The organism is Nonomuraea sp. NPDC049784, from assembly GCF_040659615.1.
Taxonomy (GTDB): domain Bacteria; phylum Actinomycetota; class Actinomycetes; order Streptosporangiales; family Streptosporangiaceae; genus Nonomuraea.
This window is the reverse complement of the sequence record NZ_JBFAMX010000199.1, coordinates 1-16,789: the sequence shown is the minus strand read 5'-3', so window position 1 is coordinate 16,789 and position 16,789 is coordinate 1. Positions and strand designations below refer to the sequence as shown.

Here is a 16,789-nt window from a genome sequence, read left to right as displayed (position 1 = left end):
GGATCAGCACGTCCGCCCGCTCGGCGAGCGCGCGTAACGCGGCGGGGTCGTCCAGCGCGGCCTGGTGCACGGGCGCGCCGCCGAACTCGTCGGCCAGGGCCTTGAGGGCCCCGCCGTCGCGACCGGCCAGGATGACGTCCCGGCCGCGGGCGCGGAGCTCGGCCGCCGCCAGGCGTCCGGTGTGGCCCGTGGCGCCGTAGACGGCGATGTGCGGTGAGGACACGGCTCACCTCCATGATTCATACTGGGAGTACGTAACTGTTCTTCGAAGTTACGTACCGCGAGTATGTAAGTCAATGGGAGCAGCACGATGATCCGCCGTACCCAGGCAGAACGATCGGACGAGACGACGGGGCGGTTGGTGCTGGCCGCGCGGGAGCTGTTCGGCGCGCAGGGATATGCGGTCACGTCGATCGACGCGATCGCCGTCGCGGCCGAGGTGACCAAGGGGGCCGCCTATCACCACTTCGGCGGCAAGGTGGAGCTGTTCCGCGCGGCGTTCGTGGGGGAGCTGGAGGCGGTCGACGCCAAGCTGGAGCAGGTCGCCGCCGAGGAGGGTGACCCGTGGGCCGCGCTGCGGCGCGGCTGCCGGACGTTCCTGGAGCACTGCCTCGATCCGGGCTTTCGGCAGATCGTGTTGCTGGATGCGCCGTCGGTGCTGGGCTGGGAGACGACCCGGGAGATCGAGTACGGCCACATGCTGCGGATCGTGCTCGACGGGCTGCGCCTGGCCGTGGCGTGCGGGCAGGCCCCGGACGGCGACCTGCCCGCCCGCGCGCAGATCATCTTCGGCGCGCTGTGCGAGGGCGGGATGTTGCTGGCCCGCTCCCAGAGCCCGGCGGCCGACCTGCCGCGGATCGCCGCGGAGGCCGACCGGTTCCTGGAGGCGTTGCGACTGTGATCAGCCGTGCGAGTCGGTCGCGGAACCCTTGAGGGTGGAGAAGCAGGACGGGCCGTTCTGACCGTCGAACCGGACGGAGTCGAAGAAGTCGCGGAAGTCGATGTAGAAGTTGCCCTTGTCGCGCGGACTGGTCACCGCCGAGCAACCGCCGTAGTTCGCCTCCGAGAAGAGGTGGATGTAGGAGTCGGTGCGGTTCCAGTCGGACTTGGCGCGGTCGGCCATGCCCAGGGCGGCGAGGTCGGGCGTGTCAGCCTTGATCTGGATGATGTCGCCGGCGCCGTCGAGGCCGGAGAACATGCAGTAATAGCCGTCCTGGCACCTGTCGTAGCCGGTGGCTGCCTGGGCGGGGACCGCCAGGGCGGCCAGGGCAGCGGCAGCGAGCGGTAACGCCAACATGTGAAGCTTCTTGCCCACTATTCCTCCACGGGTGAAACTTTCTTTCGGCTCGACCATACATGGCGCGATCTTGTCAGGAAAGGGGTCGCCTCACGCCGTCCCCATCGCCCGCAGGCCGCGGAGGAACAGCTCCAGGTGGCGGCGGGCGAGCTCCTGGTTGGCCTCCGCCGAAAGCGGCCCGGGGAGGGGGCGGGCGATCCGTACGAGCATCATCACGATGTCCATGAACGTGACGTGCTCCGGCAGCACGCCCGCCGCGTGGCAGTCGGCGATGAGTTGCCGTACGGCGCGGGCGGACTCCTCGCGCACCGGTGACAGCTCCGGGTCGTTCGCCGGTTCGACCATGTCGAGCAGGGCGGGGAGCACGGCCGAGACCCGCAGCTCGAGCGCCTCGCGCAGGTAGCGCGCCAGCGCGTCGAACGGGTCGCGCTCCTCCTCGGCCGCCGCCACCGCCGCCGCGGCGGTCCTGGTCAGCGCGTCCAGGGCGACCGCGTGGAAGAGGGTGTCCCGGTCGGGGAAGCGGCGGTAGAGCGTGGCGCTCCCGACTCCGGCGCGGCGGGCGATGTCGTCGAGCGGCACGTCGGGGCCGCGCTCGGCGATCATGTCGCGCGCGGCGAGCAGGATCTGCTCCAGGTTGCGCCGCGCGTCGGCCCGCATGGGCTTGGACTTCACGAGTCCGAGCATAGCGGCTAAGTGGGGGAAAATTCCCCGGTTGGGTTGTGCCCCCTGTCGGCGTCGTGCGACAGTTAACCGGGGAGTTTTTCCCCACTTAATCAGACAGAGGGGTAGATCATGAGCAGTGAGGTGCGGGTCCTCGACCTCGTCAACCGCTGGGCGCAGGCCGAGCTCAACGGCGACGCCGACGCCTTCGGCGACCTCCTCAGCGACGACTTCGCGGGTATCGGCCCCGTCGGGTTCAAGCTGGACAAGCAGCAGTGGGCCGGTCGGCACCGCGGCGACCTGAAGAACCACCACTTCGCGATCCTCGACCCGCAGGTCCGCCTCCACGGCGACACCGCGATCGTGAGCGGCGTGCAGGAGCAGCGCACCTCGGTCAGGGGACACGAGGTCAACGACTCGTTCCGGGTGACGCTGGTCGCCGTCGGGCAGGGCGACCGCTGGCTGATCGCCAACATCCAGCTCAGCGGCCCGCTCCAGGACCCGTCGGCGCCGCCGCCGTTCGCCCGCGAGCGCGGCTGAAACTTTCACCCTTTTCCCACCTGATATGGGTGCGGCGCTGGGGAGGGTGAGTGCGCCACCACCTTGGACCCTGTCCGGGGCGGGCGCATCGGCCGGGCCGTTTTCGGGCCTGCGACGCCCTTGCCCGCTACGGCCGGCGGGCTACACCTCCGGGATGTCGGGTACGTACAGAGATCTCGACAATCCGTCAAGGAGCCAGTCATGCGCATCCGCACCGTGATCATGGTCCTCTTAGCCGCCGCCGGGCTGGTCCTGGTCGGCCCTTCGCCGGCCTCCGCCATCGGCGGCTTCGACTACTCCCGGGCGCAGGTGGCCGCCTCGGGCCTGCAGGTGCCGTGGGGGCTGGCGTTCCTGCCGGACGGCAGCGCTCTGGTCTCGGAGCGCACCACCGCCAAAATCCTGCAGGTACGGCCTGGGCAGGCGCCCACGCAGGTGGCCACCGTCAACGGGGTGTCCGCCTCGGGGGAGGGCGGGCTGCTCGGTACCGCCGTGTCGCCGACATACGCCCAGGACCAGTGGGTGTACGCGTACTTCAGCAGCGGCACCGACAACCGGCTCGTGCGCCTGCGGCTGAGCGCCCCGCAGACCCAGACCGTCCTGCTCTCCGGCCTGCCGCGATCCTCCATCCACAACGGCGGGCGCATCGCGTTCGGCCCTGACGGCCTCCTGTACGTGGCCACCGGGGACGCGGGCAACACCGCCAACGCCCAGAACCTGAACACTCCCGCCGGGAAGATCCTGCGCATCAGGCCCGACGGCGGCATCCCGCCGGGCAATCCGTTCGGCAACTCCCGGGTCTACAGCTACGGGCACCGCAACGTGCAGGGACTGGCCTGGGACACGCAGGGCAGGCTCTTCGCCGCCGAGCTGGGGCAGAACGCCAGGGATGAGATCAACCTCATCGTGGCGGGCGGCAACTACGGCTGGCCCACCTGCGAGGGCGTCTGCGGCAACCCGTCGTTCCGCGATCCCATCGTCACCTGGTCGACGGCCGAGGCGTCGCCGAGCGGGCTGGCGTACGCGAACAACACGCTCTTCGTCGCCGCGCTACGCGGGACGCGGCTGTGGACGGTGCCCGTGACGAGCGGCAGCGGGGCAGGGACGCCGGTCGCCGAGCTCCAGGGCACGTACGGGCGGCTGCGCACGGCGATGGTCGGGCCCGACGGCTGGCTGTGGGTGACGACCAGCAACCGGGACGGCCGCGGCACCCCGGCGGCCACAGACGACCGCATCGTCCGCATCCCGCCCACCGGCACCGCCTCCTGACCGTCCACCAAGGCGGCGGCGTAGAGGAGATCGGACGCCGCCGCCGGACCGGCCACCCGTCGGCGTGGAGCCGGTGGAACTCCAGCCGCAGCGAAGCCGCGGTCCACCTCGGCCCGGCTCGGCGATATGACCCTCGGCGGCTTGGGGGGCCTCGTTTTAACGAGATGACAAGCTGTCGGTGCCCGGCCGCATACTCAGAGCATGCAGGATGAGCCCCTCGAACTCGGCGAGATCGCGACGCCCAAATGGAACGCTCACAACGACAAGATGGCGGAGGTCGGCTTCCTGACCATCGCCAGGCGGCTCCCCTCCCTGGTGGCCCAGGCGCTGCGCATGGCGTGGGGCGCGAGCTCGCGCGACACGCTCGCCACGATCAGCCTCAACCTCCTCGGCGGCGTCTTCACGGCCTTCGGCCTGCTGGCGACGACCGGCGTGCTGACCGCCCTCTTCAACGAGGGTCCCACCCCCGACCGGGTGATGGCCGCGCTGCCCAGCCTCGCCCTGGTCGGCGGCGCGGCCGTGCTGCGCACGACCGTTCAGGCGGGGGCGGGCTGGGCGGAGTCGCGCCTCACCCCCCAGATCACCCGGTTGACCGAGGAGCGGCTGTACGGCCTGACCAGCCGGGTGGAGCTGGTGGCCTACGACGACCCGGAGTTCCACGACGCCCTGGAACGGGCCAGGGCCCGGGGCGTGGCCGTGGCGGACTCCGTGGTGTCCGCGGCCGTTGACGTGGTCACGGCGGCGGTCGGCATCGTGGCCGCGGCCGGGGTGCTCGGCGTGCTCCACCCGGTGCTGCTGCCGCTGCTGCTGCTCGCCGTCCTGCCCGACGCATGGGCGGCGGTCCGCAGCGCGCGCATGCGCTACTCCACCATGTACGGCCTGATCCCGGCCCGCCGCCGCAAGTGGATCATCGCGGAGCTGCTGGCGGAGCGGGAGGCCGCGGCCGAGGTGCGGTCGTTCACGATGCGCGGGTTCCTGCTGCGCATGTACGACGCGGTGGCCAAGGCCGAGCAGGAGGTCATGCTCCGCCTGGCCCGCCGCCAGACCTTCGCCCGCCTGATCGGCGAGGCGCTGGGCGGCCTCGGCACGGCCCTGGTCTACGTCGCGCTGGGCGTGCTGCTGGCCCTGGCCGCCATCCCTCTGGCGGTGGCGGGCACGGCGGTCCTGGCCATCAGATCGGGTCAGGGCTCGCTCAGCAGCCTCCTGTACGCCACCAACCGGCTCTACGAGCAGGGCCTGTACTTCACCGACTTCCTGGAATTCTGCGCCGACGCCGAACGCCGCCTGACCGTCCCCCGCCCGTCCCCGGTCCCCGAGGGCTTCGACCGCATCGTCGCCTCAGACGTGACCTTCACCTACCCGGGAGCCGACGAGCCCGCCCTGCGCGACGTCTCCATCGAGATCAAACGCGGAGAGGTGATCGCCTTCGTCGGCGAGAACGGTTCCGGCAAGACCACCCTCGCCAAGATCCTCGCCGGTCTGTACGAACCGGACTCCGGCACCGTCTGCTGGGACACCACCGACCTGAGCCAGGTCGACCCCGAAGACCTCCGGCTGCGCACCGCCGTCATCGCCCAAGACCACACCCGCTGGCCGCTGACCGCCCGCTACAACATCACCATGGGCACCGACAAGGGCCCGGATGCCCTGGACGCGGCCGCCGCCGTGGCCGGCGCCGACGAGGTCATCGCCGGCCTGCCCCACGGCTACCGCACCCTGCTGGACCGCCGCTTCAAAGACGGCCACGAACTGTCCGGCGGCCAGTGGCAGCGCATCGCCGTGGCCCGCGGCTTCCACCGCGACGCCGACCTGCTCATCTGCGACGAACCCACGGCCGCTCTCGACGCCCGCGCCGAACACGCCCTCTTCGAACGCATCCGCCACCACTCCGACGGCCGCACCGTCCTGCTCATCACCCACCGCCTGGCCAGCGTCCGCTACGCCGACCGCATCTACGTCCTCGACCACGGCAAGGTCACCGAGCAGGGCGACCACGCCACCCTGATGTCCCTCAACGGCCTCTACGCCGACCTCTACTCCCTCCAAGCCGCCGCCTACCGCTGACTCCGGGCCACTTGTAGGATCCGCGATTCCGTGAGCAAGTGCGGCTGATCATGAGCACTGTCCGAGCAAATCCGCGTGATCATGTGCTTTGTTAACGCTCTGCGATGTCGGACTTACGGGACGTTTGTGATCCGCGGGGTGGGGGCGTGCCGCAGATCCGTACGCTCCGGATATGGCGGGACAAGACGTGGTCGAGGCGCGTCGCGGTCGCGAGGTTCCCATGGCGTTCGTCCGGTACGCAGACGAGTCCGTGCGTGAAATCCCCTTCGCTCGGCTTAGGTTGGCGGATTTCGCGGAGTCGGTGCCGTGGCGGCGTGTTCGATCTATGCATGGGAAAGTTCATTACTCGGGCAGCTATGCGTCGGCTACGACAAGATGGTTGCCTTGGCGAGCGGAGCGCCGGTAGGCAAGGCACCATTCGTCGCGTCTGCTCGCAAGGCATCCAGGGCGAGGGCCGCGAAGCGCCTGGCCGCAGCCGTCCGGCCGTTCCTGGGGATCGAGGACAGTCCACGAGCAGCCAGCAAAACGAGCACGAGATCGTCGATGGTGACGTCATGCCGTAGCAGGTTGGCGCGCTTCGCCCGCCGTGCGACCTCCTCGAGCTGACGCAGAAGCGCCACGCGATGACGCGCGAACGTGCCTCCCTGGGGACTGGCCGACATGAATGCATCGACGAATCCCCTGTTCTGCACGTTGTGCACGCTCAGTCCCTCGATCACCGTCGTAAGGCCACGCCAGGCGTCCGGGTCGGCGAAACCGTCCTCCACGATCTGTCGGCATGCCCGGAGCTCGCCTGCGAACGCCTCATCGATCAGAGCCCGCTTCGTCGGGAATCGTCGGTAGAGGGTGGCAGGCCCTACGGCAGCGTGGCGTGCGACCTCCCGCATCGACACCTCGAGGCCGCGCTCAGAGAACAGGGCACGAGCCGCTTCCAGGATCCTGTCTCGGTTCTCGCGTGCGTCAGTACGAAGGTTGTGAGCCACTTCCTCTGCCGTTTCTCTCACTTCGTTAAGTGGACGCACCAGTCCATTACTGTCTGAATCGTACCCGCCAGCGGACGATGAGGAGGAGAGGTTGATGCGTGCGGTCGTGATCGAGCGGTTCGGTGAACCGTCCGGGATGGTGGTGGTCGAGGTCCCGGATCCTGCCCCGGCCGCGGATCAGGTCGTGATCAGATCCGAGGCGGTCGGCGTCGGCGGTGTCGACGCGGCTATCCGCCGCGGAACGCTCGGCGGCTACGACTTCTCCGAGGGGCTGATCCCGGGAAGCGAGGTCGCCGGCGTGGTCACGGCGGTCGGTCATGACGTCGACCGGTCATGGCTCGGGCGTCGAGTGTGGGCATTTACCGGGACGGGCGGCGGCTACGCTGAGCAGGCCGCAGCTCGCATCGACGATGTCACAGCTCTCCCCGACTCACTCTCATCCGCGGACGCTGTCACGCTCGGAAGTGCGGCCACCGTCGCACACTTCGCGCTCGCCCATGCCCACTTCACCGCGGGCGAATCGTTGCTCGTACGCGGCGCGGCAGGAAGCATCGGCATCGCGACCGTGGAACTCGCTGCCCGCGGCGGCGCGGGTACCGTCGCCGTCACCACCTCCTCCGCTGAACGCGGGCGACGACTCCGCGAGCTGGGCGCAACAATCGTGCTCGACCGAGCAGGCCACAGCGACCAGCATGAACCAGGCGCGTTCGACGTCATCATCGACATCGTCGGTGGAGACGACGTCCCGGCATTCCTCGACCGGCTCGCACCCAACGGCCGTATGATCGCCGTCGGCGCGGTCGCCGGCATGCCACCCGCAGACTTTGGGATGCGTCTCATGCGGTCCTTCCAGCAATCACGGTCGTTCGCGACGTTCAGCCTCAACACCGTTCCCGTTCCCACGCGCAACGCCGTCCGTTCCGAGATCTTCCAGGCCGCCATTGCTGGGCACCTTCACTCCGTCACACATGCCGCGTTGCGGCTCGATCAAGCCGCCGAGGCACACCGCCTGATGGACGCCGGAAGCGTATTCGGTCGAATCATCCTCACCCCATAGTCGTGTGTGACGCTGGGGGATCCTTCTCTGGCGATGTCTTCGGTTGCCCTGACCTGACGACGTTCGCTCGCTTGGACGAGCTCACGTTCCCCGGATTTTTGGTGTTTCCGCAGGAGCCGATGCTCACCGAATCCCGGACCCTACAGCCGCTCTTCACCGACCCCGCCCCGCACGTCGTTGAAGTATGCCGAGTTCGGTCTGGACCCGCGAGACGGTGGCCTCGGCGGCGGGCACCTCGAATTCGCGACGGCCAGAATTCGGACTCGCGAAGTTGCGGTACCGACTTGAGCGCCCCGGAGGCTCCACGGTTCAGGCCGCGTACGCCGCGGTGATTCGTTCCGCGGCATCCCAGAGTTCGCGCTCGCTCTGCGGATCGTAGGACTCCTCCGACGACCGGGCCGCACGAGCGCGGTCGACGTAGGACCCGGTCGGCGCCTCGGTCGTGCCGAGGACGACGTCGGCGAGGTAGCGCCCCGCAGCGCCGCGGCTGGTCGCGAACGGGGTGAGAGTCATGACCGGCAGGATGTGGCGCATCGCAAAGCGGGAGACGGGGCCCGCGTTCCTGGCGAGGCCGGTGCCGGGGACGAACCCCGGGTTGTAGGCGACGGCGTCGACCCCGGCCGGCAGTCGGCGCGCGTACTCGTGCACCAGGTAGATGGCGGCCAGCTTGCTCGTCGAGTACGCGGTACGCCCGCCGGCCGCGGTGTCCGGCTTGGGGAAGGCACCCGTGCGGGCGACGATGTCGGGGGACTTCCAGGCCGGGCCGGGCACCATGCCCGTCAGGCCCTGCGGTCAGCGCGTTCGTGTACTGAATACCCGCATTGCCCACGAAACCGCGCAGCGGCGGCAGGTCACCGCGCTCCAGCCGGTCGCGGATCTCGGCGGCGGCCGAGCGGACGCTGCTCAACGAGCCGAGGTCGGCTCGCAGCGCCCTCGTCGGCACGCGACAAAAGGGCAGTTGACCAAGCGATGTGGTGACGGTGGTCAGGCGGTGCCCGGGACTGGTGTGGGCCGGTGTGAGGGGGCACCGGAGAATGGATCCCGATCCGTGGACTGTGTTGCCGAGTGGGGGAGTGGGCGTGCGAATTGATGGGTGTGTCGCCTTGGTGACCGGTGCCAGAACGCTGCATCAACCGGATCAAGGAGTGGCGTGGGCTGGCCTTCCGTTTCGACAAGACGCCCAGAAGCTACCTAGCAGGCCTTCATTTACGCGGAGCTGTCTTGTGGATCCGAACCCTTCAACCGATCTGAAGATCTGAAGTCCGTACAGGCCCTAAAGCGGAGTCGTCCCAGCCCGCTCCGATGAGGAACGAGGCGATGAGGGAGGGTGGACGGCGGCCGATCCGGGGGCCGGGCTGCTCAGTGCCGCGAGTACGGCCTGCTCCACCGTGGCGTGCACGTGCAGGACGGCGTGCGCCTGGGTGATCTCCATGATCCTGGCGAGCTTCGGATGGGCCGCGGCCAGGTGCAGGGTGCCGCCGTGCTGGCGGGCGAAGGCATGGGTGTTGAGCAGGACGCGAAGGCCCGCGCTGCCCATGAAGTGAGCCTCGCTGAGATCGATCACCATGTGCTCGCCAGGCAGCCGCCGGCTGTGCCGGATGTAGCGATCGAGCTGCCCGGCGGTGGTGGCGTCGACCTCGCCGGCCACCGAGATCACGCTCACGCCCGGCAATCTCTGGGTGACGAACGACAGATCCGGCATGCGATGCCCACCGATCGGAATTCGGGAGACGGTGCACAGTTGTGGCTTTGCCCGTATCGCACCATATCCGGGCGTCAGCCTTTCGCCTAGATACCGCCGCTTACTTCTTCCGGGAGCGGCCGGCGCGCGAATCGCTTCAGGAGCCGGCCCATGGATGTGTGGAAGCCGTCGAGAAAGCTGGGTGCGCGGGAAACCGACGTGCCGGTGCCCGTCGGCGCCGCAACAGCGAGCGGCTCAGCACTCGGCTCCACCTGCGGAGACGTCCTGCCTCCCCGGGGTGAGCAGGCGATTCAATGAACGCACACGAACCCTGCAAGACCGGCCCGGCACAGTGGAGCGTCCGGCACGAGTGATTGCGGGGGTTGGAAATATTCAGCACGCGACAACGGACGGAAATTCGAATAGCCTCGGCGCCGCGAATTTCGGTGTCGCTCTCCCCGAGTTTGACCGCCCTCACCATGATCACGGACGCGCTCGCCGGCCGTTATCGCGGCCTTCCCCAATCGTGGAGAAGAGCGGTCCAGTCGGGGCGAGCCGGCGGTCGAGAGAGGCCGTGCGCCCGCTGGGCGCCCCCGGCTGCTCTCTGGCGCCTGACAGCGTCGTGCCACGCGCGCCGGTCCGCGACGACTCCGTGCAGGAGCAGATCGACCTCTTGCATGACATGTCGCCCGACACCCTGCTCAAGGACCTCGAGCAGGCGTTCGGGCCGGTGCCCGCGCACTGGCGGGCGGCCGCCGAGCGGCCCGGCCGCTGGCTGCACGGGTACGCCGGCGCGCTCACCGACGTCTGGGCCACGGCCGAGCGCTTGTGGAGCAGGGCCCGGCCGCTCCTCGACCGGGAGGTCGCGCGCGTGGGCGTGGCGAGCGTGCGGGGAGGCGTCGACGTGCTGCTCGGCTCGGTCGCCGAGCGCCTCGTCCGTGACGAGAACGGCCTGGTCATCGAGGGCGCCGGGGCGGGTGTGCACGAGCTCGGCGACCGGTCGCTGGTGCTGGTGCCGATGCTGGCGGGCAAGGACGCGCTTATCGTCGGGCTGGACGACCCGGAGGCCGTATGGATCGCGTATCCCGTTCCCGCGGCGGGGAGGCTGTGGCGTACGGACTCCGACGAGCTGTCGGAGCTGGTGGGTCCGGTGCGGGCGGAGGTGCTCCGCACGCTCGACCGGCCCATGACCATGACCACGCTGGCCGGCGACATGAACATCCCGCCGAGCAGCCTCACGTTCCACTGCGACCGGCTCGTCAAGGCGCGGCTCATCGCCCGCGAGCGCAGGGGCCGCGAGGTGTGGGATCGGCCGCACGCCCCGGGCGGGGGAGCTCCTCGAGCTCTGCCTCCGGTAGACGAAAAGCGTAGGACACGAGAAAGGGCGCGCCGGGTCTCGGCGCGCCCTCGTCGTCTGTGCTCAGCCGGCCTGGGTGAACTGGTTGAACAGCGGGCCGTCCAGCTTCCAGCCCGGCTCGTTCGCCAGGATCTTCTGGGTGTGCGACTCGATGGCGAGGCGCCACTTGTTGTTGTTCGACAGGCGGAAGATCTTCACGGTCTCGCCGGGGGTGCCGGCGGCGGGCGCGTAGCCGAGAATGCCGTCGTAGCGGAACTTGCCCGAGGTCACGAGCGCCTCGCGCTCCGCGATGGACCCGGTGACGATGTAGGAGGCCTTGTTCTCCCAGCGCAGCCGGTAGAGCGGCTTGCCGCCGGCGAAGGGGGCGCGCGAGATGTAGTACAGCGGGGTCTGGGTCACAGACCAGCCGTGCTTGGTGATCGCGTTCTGCTTCTCCGCCTCGTTGCTGGTGTAGAAGAACCCGCCGTCCTTCGTCACCAGCTCGTAGACCTTCACCCGCTGCTCGGCGACGCTCTGAGCCGACGACTTCGCCGTGTTGGCGGAGGCCTGCGTGGCGATGCCGAAGGACAGGGTGGCGCCGAGCGCCACCGCGAGCCCCAGGCCGACGGGACGGGTCATGCGGCCGAACGATATTGCCATGAAAGCTATTTCCCTCCGAATGGGTGGCAATGCCCGGCCAAGCTAACAGTGCGCTACGTAACCACCCCGTCCATTTCGAGTAACCTCTAAGCGTCAGGACGCGGCCAGTCCGGCGCGCAGACGGTCGGCGTCCGGGTGGTTGAGCTGTTCCAGGAGATCCAGGGCCCGGCTGAGCGTGGCGCGGGCGGTCGCGTGGTCGCCGGCGGCGTCATACATATCGCCGAGGTGCACAAGGGTGTGAGCCTCGTGCCAGCGATCCCCGACCTCCTGGGCGTACGGAATGGCCTCCTCGTGCTCCCCCTGCAGCGCGAGCTCGGACCCTCGCTTTGAGCGGGGGCGTGCAGGATCATGGGGCGCACGCATCCCCCGTCGCAGACCCAGAGGAGACCGCCGTGTCGTCGGACAGCTCGGTGGAAGTGTTCCGCTCAACGCAGCCCGGCCAGATCAAGCGGGTCGAGATCCGCATCGTGGGCGGCAATATCAGGATCAACGCCGTCAAGACCGAGACGGTGACCGTCAGGGCGCTCGGCGACGTCGCGACGTTGGGCGCCAAGGCCGCCGTCCAGGGCGACGTCCTGCACATCACCTCCTCCTCCGCCCTGCGGTACTTCATCCAGAAGAGCCGCATCGACCTGGTGCTCGACGTGCCGGAGGACACGGGTGTCCTCATCAAGGTTTTCGGCGCCGACGTCGTCGTCAACGGCGGCACCGGCCCGCTCGAGGTGAGCGGGTTCGCCGGCGCGATCGAGGGCACGACGTACTCGAAGGACGTCAAGGTCCGCTTCGTCGTCGGCGGCAACGACCTCGTCCAGGCGGTGCCTGAGTCCCCTACCGGCTGAGCTGCTCGTTCATGATGAGGAACGCGCCCAGCCCGTGCAGGTCGTTGACCGGCCTGGCCCGGCCGAAGTAGTAGGCGAGCGAGTCGCCGGCGTTGGTGCCCTCGCTGATGCCCGCGATGTTGGTCCGCCCGTCGGAGCCCAGCGACACCTGGGCCAGCACCCCCTGGTAGCCGCGCTGGGCGTAGACGTTGTAGGAGGCGTCCACGTACCCGCGCTCGACCGCCCGCGAGATCGTGTACGTGTACATCGCCGAGCACGACGTCTCGGTCCAGTTCGACGGGTTGGACGGCTCGGTGACCACCTGCCACCAGCGGCCCGTGGCCGGGTCCTGCCAGCGGGCGTACGCGGGCACGAGCTCGCGCAGAATGTCGATCAGCGCGGCCCTGCGCGGATGGTCGGCCGGGATGAGCTCGAGGACGTCGGTCACGGCCATCCCGAACCAGCCCATCGCCCGGCACCAGGAGATCCCGTTGGTGTTGCCCAGCGACGGCTTGACCCAGGACGCGGTCGGCCCGCCCGGCTCGTCGTAGGCGTGGTACAGCAGCCCCGCCGCCGAGCCCGAGGTGCGGCGCAGGTGGCTCCAGTACACCTCGAGCTGCCTGGCGGGCTCGGCACTGGTGAAGGAGTCGGCCGCCACCCAGGCGCCGTAGCGGGCCAGGAACGGGTCCACCATGTAGACGCCGTCGCCCCAGAGCTGGCCCTCGCGCGAGGTGGACGTGGAGTGCCACCAGCCGCCGTCGGAGGTGCGCGGGTAGGTGTTCAGCCGGGTCCTGATCCTTGCCGCGGCGGTGCGGTAGCGGGCCTGCCCGGTCTCCCGGTAGAGGGCGAGCAGGACGTTGCCCGCCTGCATGCTGTCGAGGTTGTCGAAGCTCTGCGAGATGCCGCCGGAGGAGTCCACGAAGCGGTCGGCCCAGTCCTTGATGTACTGCAGGTAGCGGGCGTCTCCCGTGCGCTGCCAGACCAGGTACTGGCCCCAGAGGTAGAGGCCGCGCGTGTAGCCCCAGCCGCCGAGCGAGCCGGGGGAGTAGCGAGCCATCGTCGAGTCCACCACGGCCCTGGACCAGTCGGTCGCTCCGGAGGAGGAGTCCACGGTCAGCGAATCGAGGTTCGGCCCCCCGTTGGCGGTGGTCGCCGTGGCCTTGACCGCGTTCGCGCCCGTCGCGAGCTCGGCCCGCACCGTCACCGTCCGCCACGTGGTCCAGGAGCCGGTACCGGGGAAGGACAGCGTCGTGGTCGTGCCATTGATGGTGATGGTCATCGGCCGGTCGGCGCCGGTGCCGTTGGCGTACCGGAAGGCCAGCGTGGCCGGACCGGGCGCGTCGACGGCCCACTCGACGGACGAGCCCGCCACGTTGTCGAGGTTGACGAAGCCCGAGCCGGTGAAGCCGGCGTGGTTCGACTCCACGACGCCCCGAGAGATCGTTCCCTCCTCGGCCTCGTAGAGGGTGGCCGCCGTGGCCGAGGCGACGGCAACCGGTTGCATAAATAACAGTCCGCCGAGTGCCGCAGCGGTGGTTGCGCGAAGACGTCCCATGTATCACTCCCGGTCTGACGAGCTGTGATGCCGTGCCGCCGGTCCAGATGTATGCGATCAGCGGCGCGTGGCTCCGATCTCCTTGGCGCATTACAGGCATACATCCCGGCCGCCCGCCTGTCCATCGGTCGCTTTCATCCGATGTATCGACCTAAACGAGTTAGGAAAGTTTCCTAAAATATGGACCGTTCCAACTATTGACGTCCAAGGGCGGTTTGTGACAAACGTTTGGAAAGCTCCCTCCCCTTACTCGAGGCATCACTCTCAGCCAGGAGCGCCCGATGAACTTCAGCAAGTCCCGGGCCTGCGTCATCGCCTGCTTACTCGCCCTGGGAATGACAGCCGTCCCAGCCGACGCGGCGCCCACCCGGTACGAGGCCGAGAACGCGACGATCTCCCAGGGCGTCGTCGAGTCCAACCACGCCGGCTACTCCGGCACCGGCTTCGTCAACGGGGACAACGTCGCCGGCTCGTACACCGAATGGACCGTCAACGCGCCCAGTGCGGGCACCGCCACGCTGGCCTTCCGCTACGCCAACGGCACGGGCGCCGACCGGCCCAGCGACATCGCGGTCAACGGCACGACCGTCGCCGCCGCCCGGTCCTTCCCCGCCACCGGCGCCTGGACCACCTGGGCCACGGTCACGCTGACCGCCCAGCTCACCGCGGGCACGAACAAGATCAGGGCCACCGCCACGACCGCGGGCGGCAACCCGAACTGGGACTACCTCGACTCCGAGGTCCAGTCGTCGAGCTTCACCGACTACCAGGCGGAGTCCGCCACGATCTCGCAGGGCGTCGTGGAGTCGAACCACGCCGGCTTCACCGGCTCGGGTTTCGTCAACTACGACAACGTCACCGGCTCGTACGTCGAGTTCGCCGTCAGCGCGGCCGGCGCCGGCACCCAGAGCCTGACCTTCCGCTTCGCCAACGGCACCACCACCGACCGGCCGATGACCATCACCGTCAACGGCACCGCCGTGGCCACCGGCCGGTCCTTCCCCGGCACCGGCGCCTGGACCACCTGGCAGGAGATCAGCGTCGACGCGCCGCTCAACGCGGGCGGCAACACGGTCAGGGCCACGGCCACCACCGCCAACGGCGGGCCCAACCTCGACCGGCTGCGGGTCAGCGGCTCAGGAGACACCGAGAAGCCGACCTCGCCCGGCCAGCCGACGTGCTCCGACATCACGTACAACGCCCTGACGCTGGACTGGCCGCCGTCCACCGACAACATCGGGGTCGCCGGGTACGACATCTACCACCAGGGGCAGCAGATCGCGACCGCGACCGCGCCGCCGTACCGGCTGACCGGGCTCAACCCGAACTTCTCCTACCAGCTCTCGGTGTTCGCCCGCGACGCCTCCGGCAACGTGTCGCTGAGCAGCCCCGAGGCGAACTGCCAGACGCTGCCCGCGCCCGCCGACGGCCCGCCGTCGCAGCCGGGGCAGCCTGCCGTCAGCGGCGTGCAGGCCACCTCGGCGACTGTGACCTGGGGAGCCTCCACCGACGACAACGGCGTTCGTGCCTATCTGGTGCGCGACAACGCCACCAACGCCGTGCTGGCCACGGTCACGGGCACCCCGCCCGCCACCACGGCGAGCGTGCCGCTCGAGTGCGCGCACACGTACCAGGTGCACGTCGTCGCGCGTGACACGGCCAACCAGCTCTCCACCCCGAGCGCGCCGTCCGCGTCGTTCACCACGGCGAGCTGCGGCACGGTGCCCCAGACCCCGACCAGCATCGCCGGCGGCTGGGACGTGCCGTGGGACATCTCCTGGGCGCTCGACGGCTCGTACGCGCTGGTGACCGAGCGCGACACGTTCAAGGTGTTCAAGGTGACGCCGTCGGGCACCAAGACGCAGGTCGGCACCGTGCCCAACGTGCAGACCACCGACGGCGAGGGCGGCCTGATGGGCCTGGACTTCTCGCCCACCTGGAACGGCACGACCGACCAGGAGGTGTTCTTCATGCACACCGCCTCCGAGGGCAACCGGGTCGTGAAGATGAACTTCAACGGCACCACCCTGAGCGGGTACGCCACCATCCTGCAGGGCATCGACAAGAACCGGTACCACAACGGCGGCCGGATCAGGTTCGGCCCCGACGGCTACCTGTACGTCACCACCGGCGACGCGCAGCAGTCGAGCAACGCGCCCGACCTCGACTCGCTCAACGGCAAGATCCTGCGCATCACCAAGACCGGCGCCGCCGCGCCCGGCAACCCGTTCGGCACCCGCGTCTACAGCTACGGGCACCGCAATCCACAGGGCCTGGCCTGGGACTCGGCCGGCCGGCTGTGGTCGTCGGAGCTGGGCAACTCCTCGCGTGACGAGCTCAACCTCATCCAGCCGGGCAAGAACTACGGCTGGCCCACCTGCGAGGGCACCTGCAGCACGTCCGGCATGACGAACCCGAAGTACACCTGGGGCGTCGCCGAGGCCTCGCCCAGCGGCATCGCCATCGTCAACAACACGATCTTCATGGCGGCGCTGCGCGGCCAGCGGCTGTGGCGCATCGTGCTGAACGGCGAGAACGTCTCGACCGTCAACTCGTACTTCAACGGCACGTACGGCAGGCTCCGCGCGGTCGAGAAGGTGCCCGGCGCCAGCGCCATCTGGTTCGGCTCCACCAACTCCGACAACAACGGCGACGGCTCGGCCGACACGATCCGGCGCTCCAACATCCAGTAATCACCCCCCTCGTCGCCGGCGGCCGTGCGATTCGCGCGGCCGCCGGATCCAGCACCCCCCGGAGCCTCCGATGCATCCCTCCAGAAGGGCCGTGCTCAAAGGAGCGCTGCTCGCCCCCGTGCAGGCGGGCGCCGTGGTGGCCCCGGCGGCCGCCACGGCCCAGGGATAAGACACCCCCG

General features: G+C 69.3%; 16 protein-coding genes and 2 pseudogenes. 8 read left to right on the top strand and 10 right to left on the bottom strand.

The window, feature by feature from the left end; translation table 11 throughout:
* Positions 1 to 223 (bottom strand): annotated as a pseudogene (locus AB0J09_RS32215) (saccharopine dehydrogenase); the annotation flags it as partial.
* Positions 224 to 310: 87 nt separating this feature from the next.
* On the opposite strand from AB0J09_RS32215, the gene AB0J09_RS32210 reads away from it, so the two are divergent.
* The gene (locus AB0J09_RS32210) at positions 311 to 901 is read left to right on the top strand and encodes a TetR/AcrR family transcriptional regulator (protein ID WP_360699116.1); all 591 of its coding nucleotides are present in this window, start codon (positions 311 to 313) and stop codon (positions 899 to 901) included.
* On the opposite strand, the gene AB0J09_RS32205 is transcribed toward AB0J09_RS32210, so the two are convergent.
* Complete coding sequence (locus AB0J09_RS32205) at positions 902 to 1,297, bottom strand: peptidase inhibitor family I36 protein (protein ID WP_360699115.1); 396 nt, start codon at positions 1,295 to 1,297, stop codon at positions 902 to 904.
* 90 nt (positions 1,298 to 1,387) lie between these two features.
* Complete coding sequence (locus tag AB0J09_RS32200) at positions 1,388 to 1,969, bottom strand: helix-turn-helix domain-containing protein (RefSeq protein WP_360699113.1); 582 nt, start codon at positions 1,967 to 1,969, stop codon at positions 1,388 to 1,390.
* 120 nt (positions 1,970 to 2,089) lie between these two features.
* Between AB0J09_RS32200 and AB0J09_RS32195 the strand changes: the two genes are divergently transcribed.
* From AB0J09_RS32195 to AB0J09_RS32185, 3 genes are all read left to right on the top strand, one after another.
* Positions 2,090 to 2,497: a nuclear transport factor 2 family protein gene (locus AB0J09_RS32195; RefSeq protein WP_360699111.1), complete on the top strand. Its 408-nt coding sequence runs from the start codon at positions 2,090 to 2,092 to the stop codon at positions 2,495 to 2,497.
* A gap of 201 nt (positions 2,498 to 2,698) precedes the next feature.
* A complete protein-coding gene (locus AB0J09_RS32190) occupies positions 2,699 to 3,763 on the top strand; it encodes a PQQ-dependent sugar dehydrogenase (RefSeq protein WP_360699109.1) in 1,065 nt (354 codons plus the stop codon).
* A gap of 201 nt (positions 3,764 to 3,964) precedes the next feature.
* Positions 3,965 to 5,827: an ABC transporter ATP-binding protein gene (locus AB0J09_RS32185; RefSeq protein ID WP_360699107.1), complete on the top strand. Its 1,863-nt coding sequence runs from the start codon at positions 3,965 to 3,967 to the stop codon at positions 5,825 to 5,827.
* Between the two features lie 365 nt (positions 5,828 to 6,192).
* Here the strand turns inward: AB0J09_RS32185 and AB0J09_RS32180 are convergent, their stop codons facing one another.
* Positions 6,193 to 6,831, bottom strand: coding sequence for a helix-turn-helix domain-containing protein (locus AB0J09_RS32180; RefSeq protein WP_360699106.1), 639 nt, complete (start codon positions 6,829 to 6,831; stop codon positions 6,193 to 6,195).
* 73 nt (positions 6,832 to 6,904) lie between these two features.
* Between AB0J09_RS32180 and AB0J09_RS32175 the strand changes: the two genes are divergently transcribed.
* Positions 6,905 to 7,867, top strand: a complete 963-nt coding sequence (locus AB0J09_RS32175; RefSeq protein WP_360699104.1) for a zinc-binding dehydrogenase — start codon at positions 6,905 to 6,907, stop codon at positions 7,865 to 7,867.
* A 309-nt stretch (positions 7,868 to 8,176) separates the two neighbouring features.
* Here the strand turns inward: AB0J09_RS32175 and AB0J09_RS32170 are convergent, their stop codons facing one another.
* Positions 8,177 to 8,641 carry a hypothetical protein gene (locus tag AB0J09_RS32170; RefSeq protein ID WP_360699102.1) on the bottom strand — a complete coding sequence of 155 codons (465 nt, stop codon included), beginning with the start codon at positions 8,639 to 8,641 and terminating at the stop codon, positions 8,177 to 8,179.
* Positions 8,642 to 8,986: 345 nt separating this feature from the next.
* Between AB0J09_RS32170 and AB0J09_RS32165 the strand changes: the two are divergent.
* Positions 8,987 to 9,118, top strand: a pseudogene (locus tag AB0J09_RS32165) (IS5/IS1182 family transposase); the annotation flags it as partial.
* A 22-nt stretch (positions 9,119 to 9,140) separates the two neighbouring features.
* Here the strand turns inward: AB0J09_RS32165 and AB0J09_RS32160 are convergent.
* From AB0J09_RS32160 to AB0J09_RS32145, 4 genes are all read right to left on the bottom strand, one after another.
* Entirely contained in the window at positions 9,141 to 9,569 is a 429-nt protein-coding gene (locus AB0J09_RS32160) for an STAS domain-containing protein (RefSeq protein WP_360699100.1), read from the bottom strand.
* Positions 9,570 to 10,031: 462 nt separating this feature from the next.
* The gene (locus AB0J09_RS32155) at positions 10,032 to 10,823 is read right to left on the bottom strand and encodes a hypothetical protein (RefSeq protein ID WP_360699098.1); all 792 of its coding nucleotides are present in this window, start codon (positions 10,821 to 10,823) and stop codon (positions 10,032 to 10,034) included.
* 145 nt (positions 10,824 to 10,968) lie between these two features.
* Positions 10,969 to 11,523, bottom strand: a complete 555-nt coding sequence (locus AB0J09_RS32150; RefSeq protein WP_360699097.1) for a hypothetical protein — start codon at positions 11,521 to 11,523, stop codon at positions 10,969 to 10,971.
* A 114-nt stretch (positions 11,524 to 11,637) separates the two neighbouring features.
* Positions 11,638 to 11,760, bottom strand: a complete 123-nt coding sequence (locus AB0J09_RS32145) for a hypothetical protein (protein ID WP_360699095.1) — start codon at positions 11,758 to 11,760, stop codon at positions 11,638 to 11,640.
* Between the two features lie 176 nt (positions 11,761 to 11,936).
* On the opposite strand from AB0J09_RS32145, the gene AB0J09_RS32140 reads away from it, so the two are divergent.
* On the top strand, positions 11,937 to 12,383 hold the full coding sequence (locus tag AB0J09_RS32140) for a hypothetical protein (protein WP_360699093.1): 447 nt from the start codon (positions 11,937 to 11,939) through the stop codon (positions 12,381 to 12,383).
* Here AB0J09_RS32140 and AB0J09_RS32135 read toward each other — a convergent pair.
* Positions 12,373 to 13,866, bottom strand: coding sequence for a glycoside hydrolase family 88 protein (locus AB0J09_RS32135; RefSeq protein WP_360699091.1), 1,494 nt, complete (start codon positions 13,864 to 13,866; stop codon positions 12,373 to 12,375). The genes AB0J09_RS32140 and AB0J09_RS32135 overlap by 11 nt on opposite strands.
* Before the next feature lie 332 nt (positions 13,867 to 14,198).
* Between AB0J09_RS32135 and AB0J09_RS32130 the strand changes: the two genes are divergently transcribed.
* A complete protein-coding gene (locus AB0J09_RS32130; RefSeq protein ID WP_360699089.1) occupies positions 14,199 to 16,610 on the top strand; it encodes a PQQ-dependent sugar dehydrogenase in 2,412 nt (803 codons plus the stop codon).
* Positions 16,611 to 16,789 lie beyond the last annotated feature (179 nt).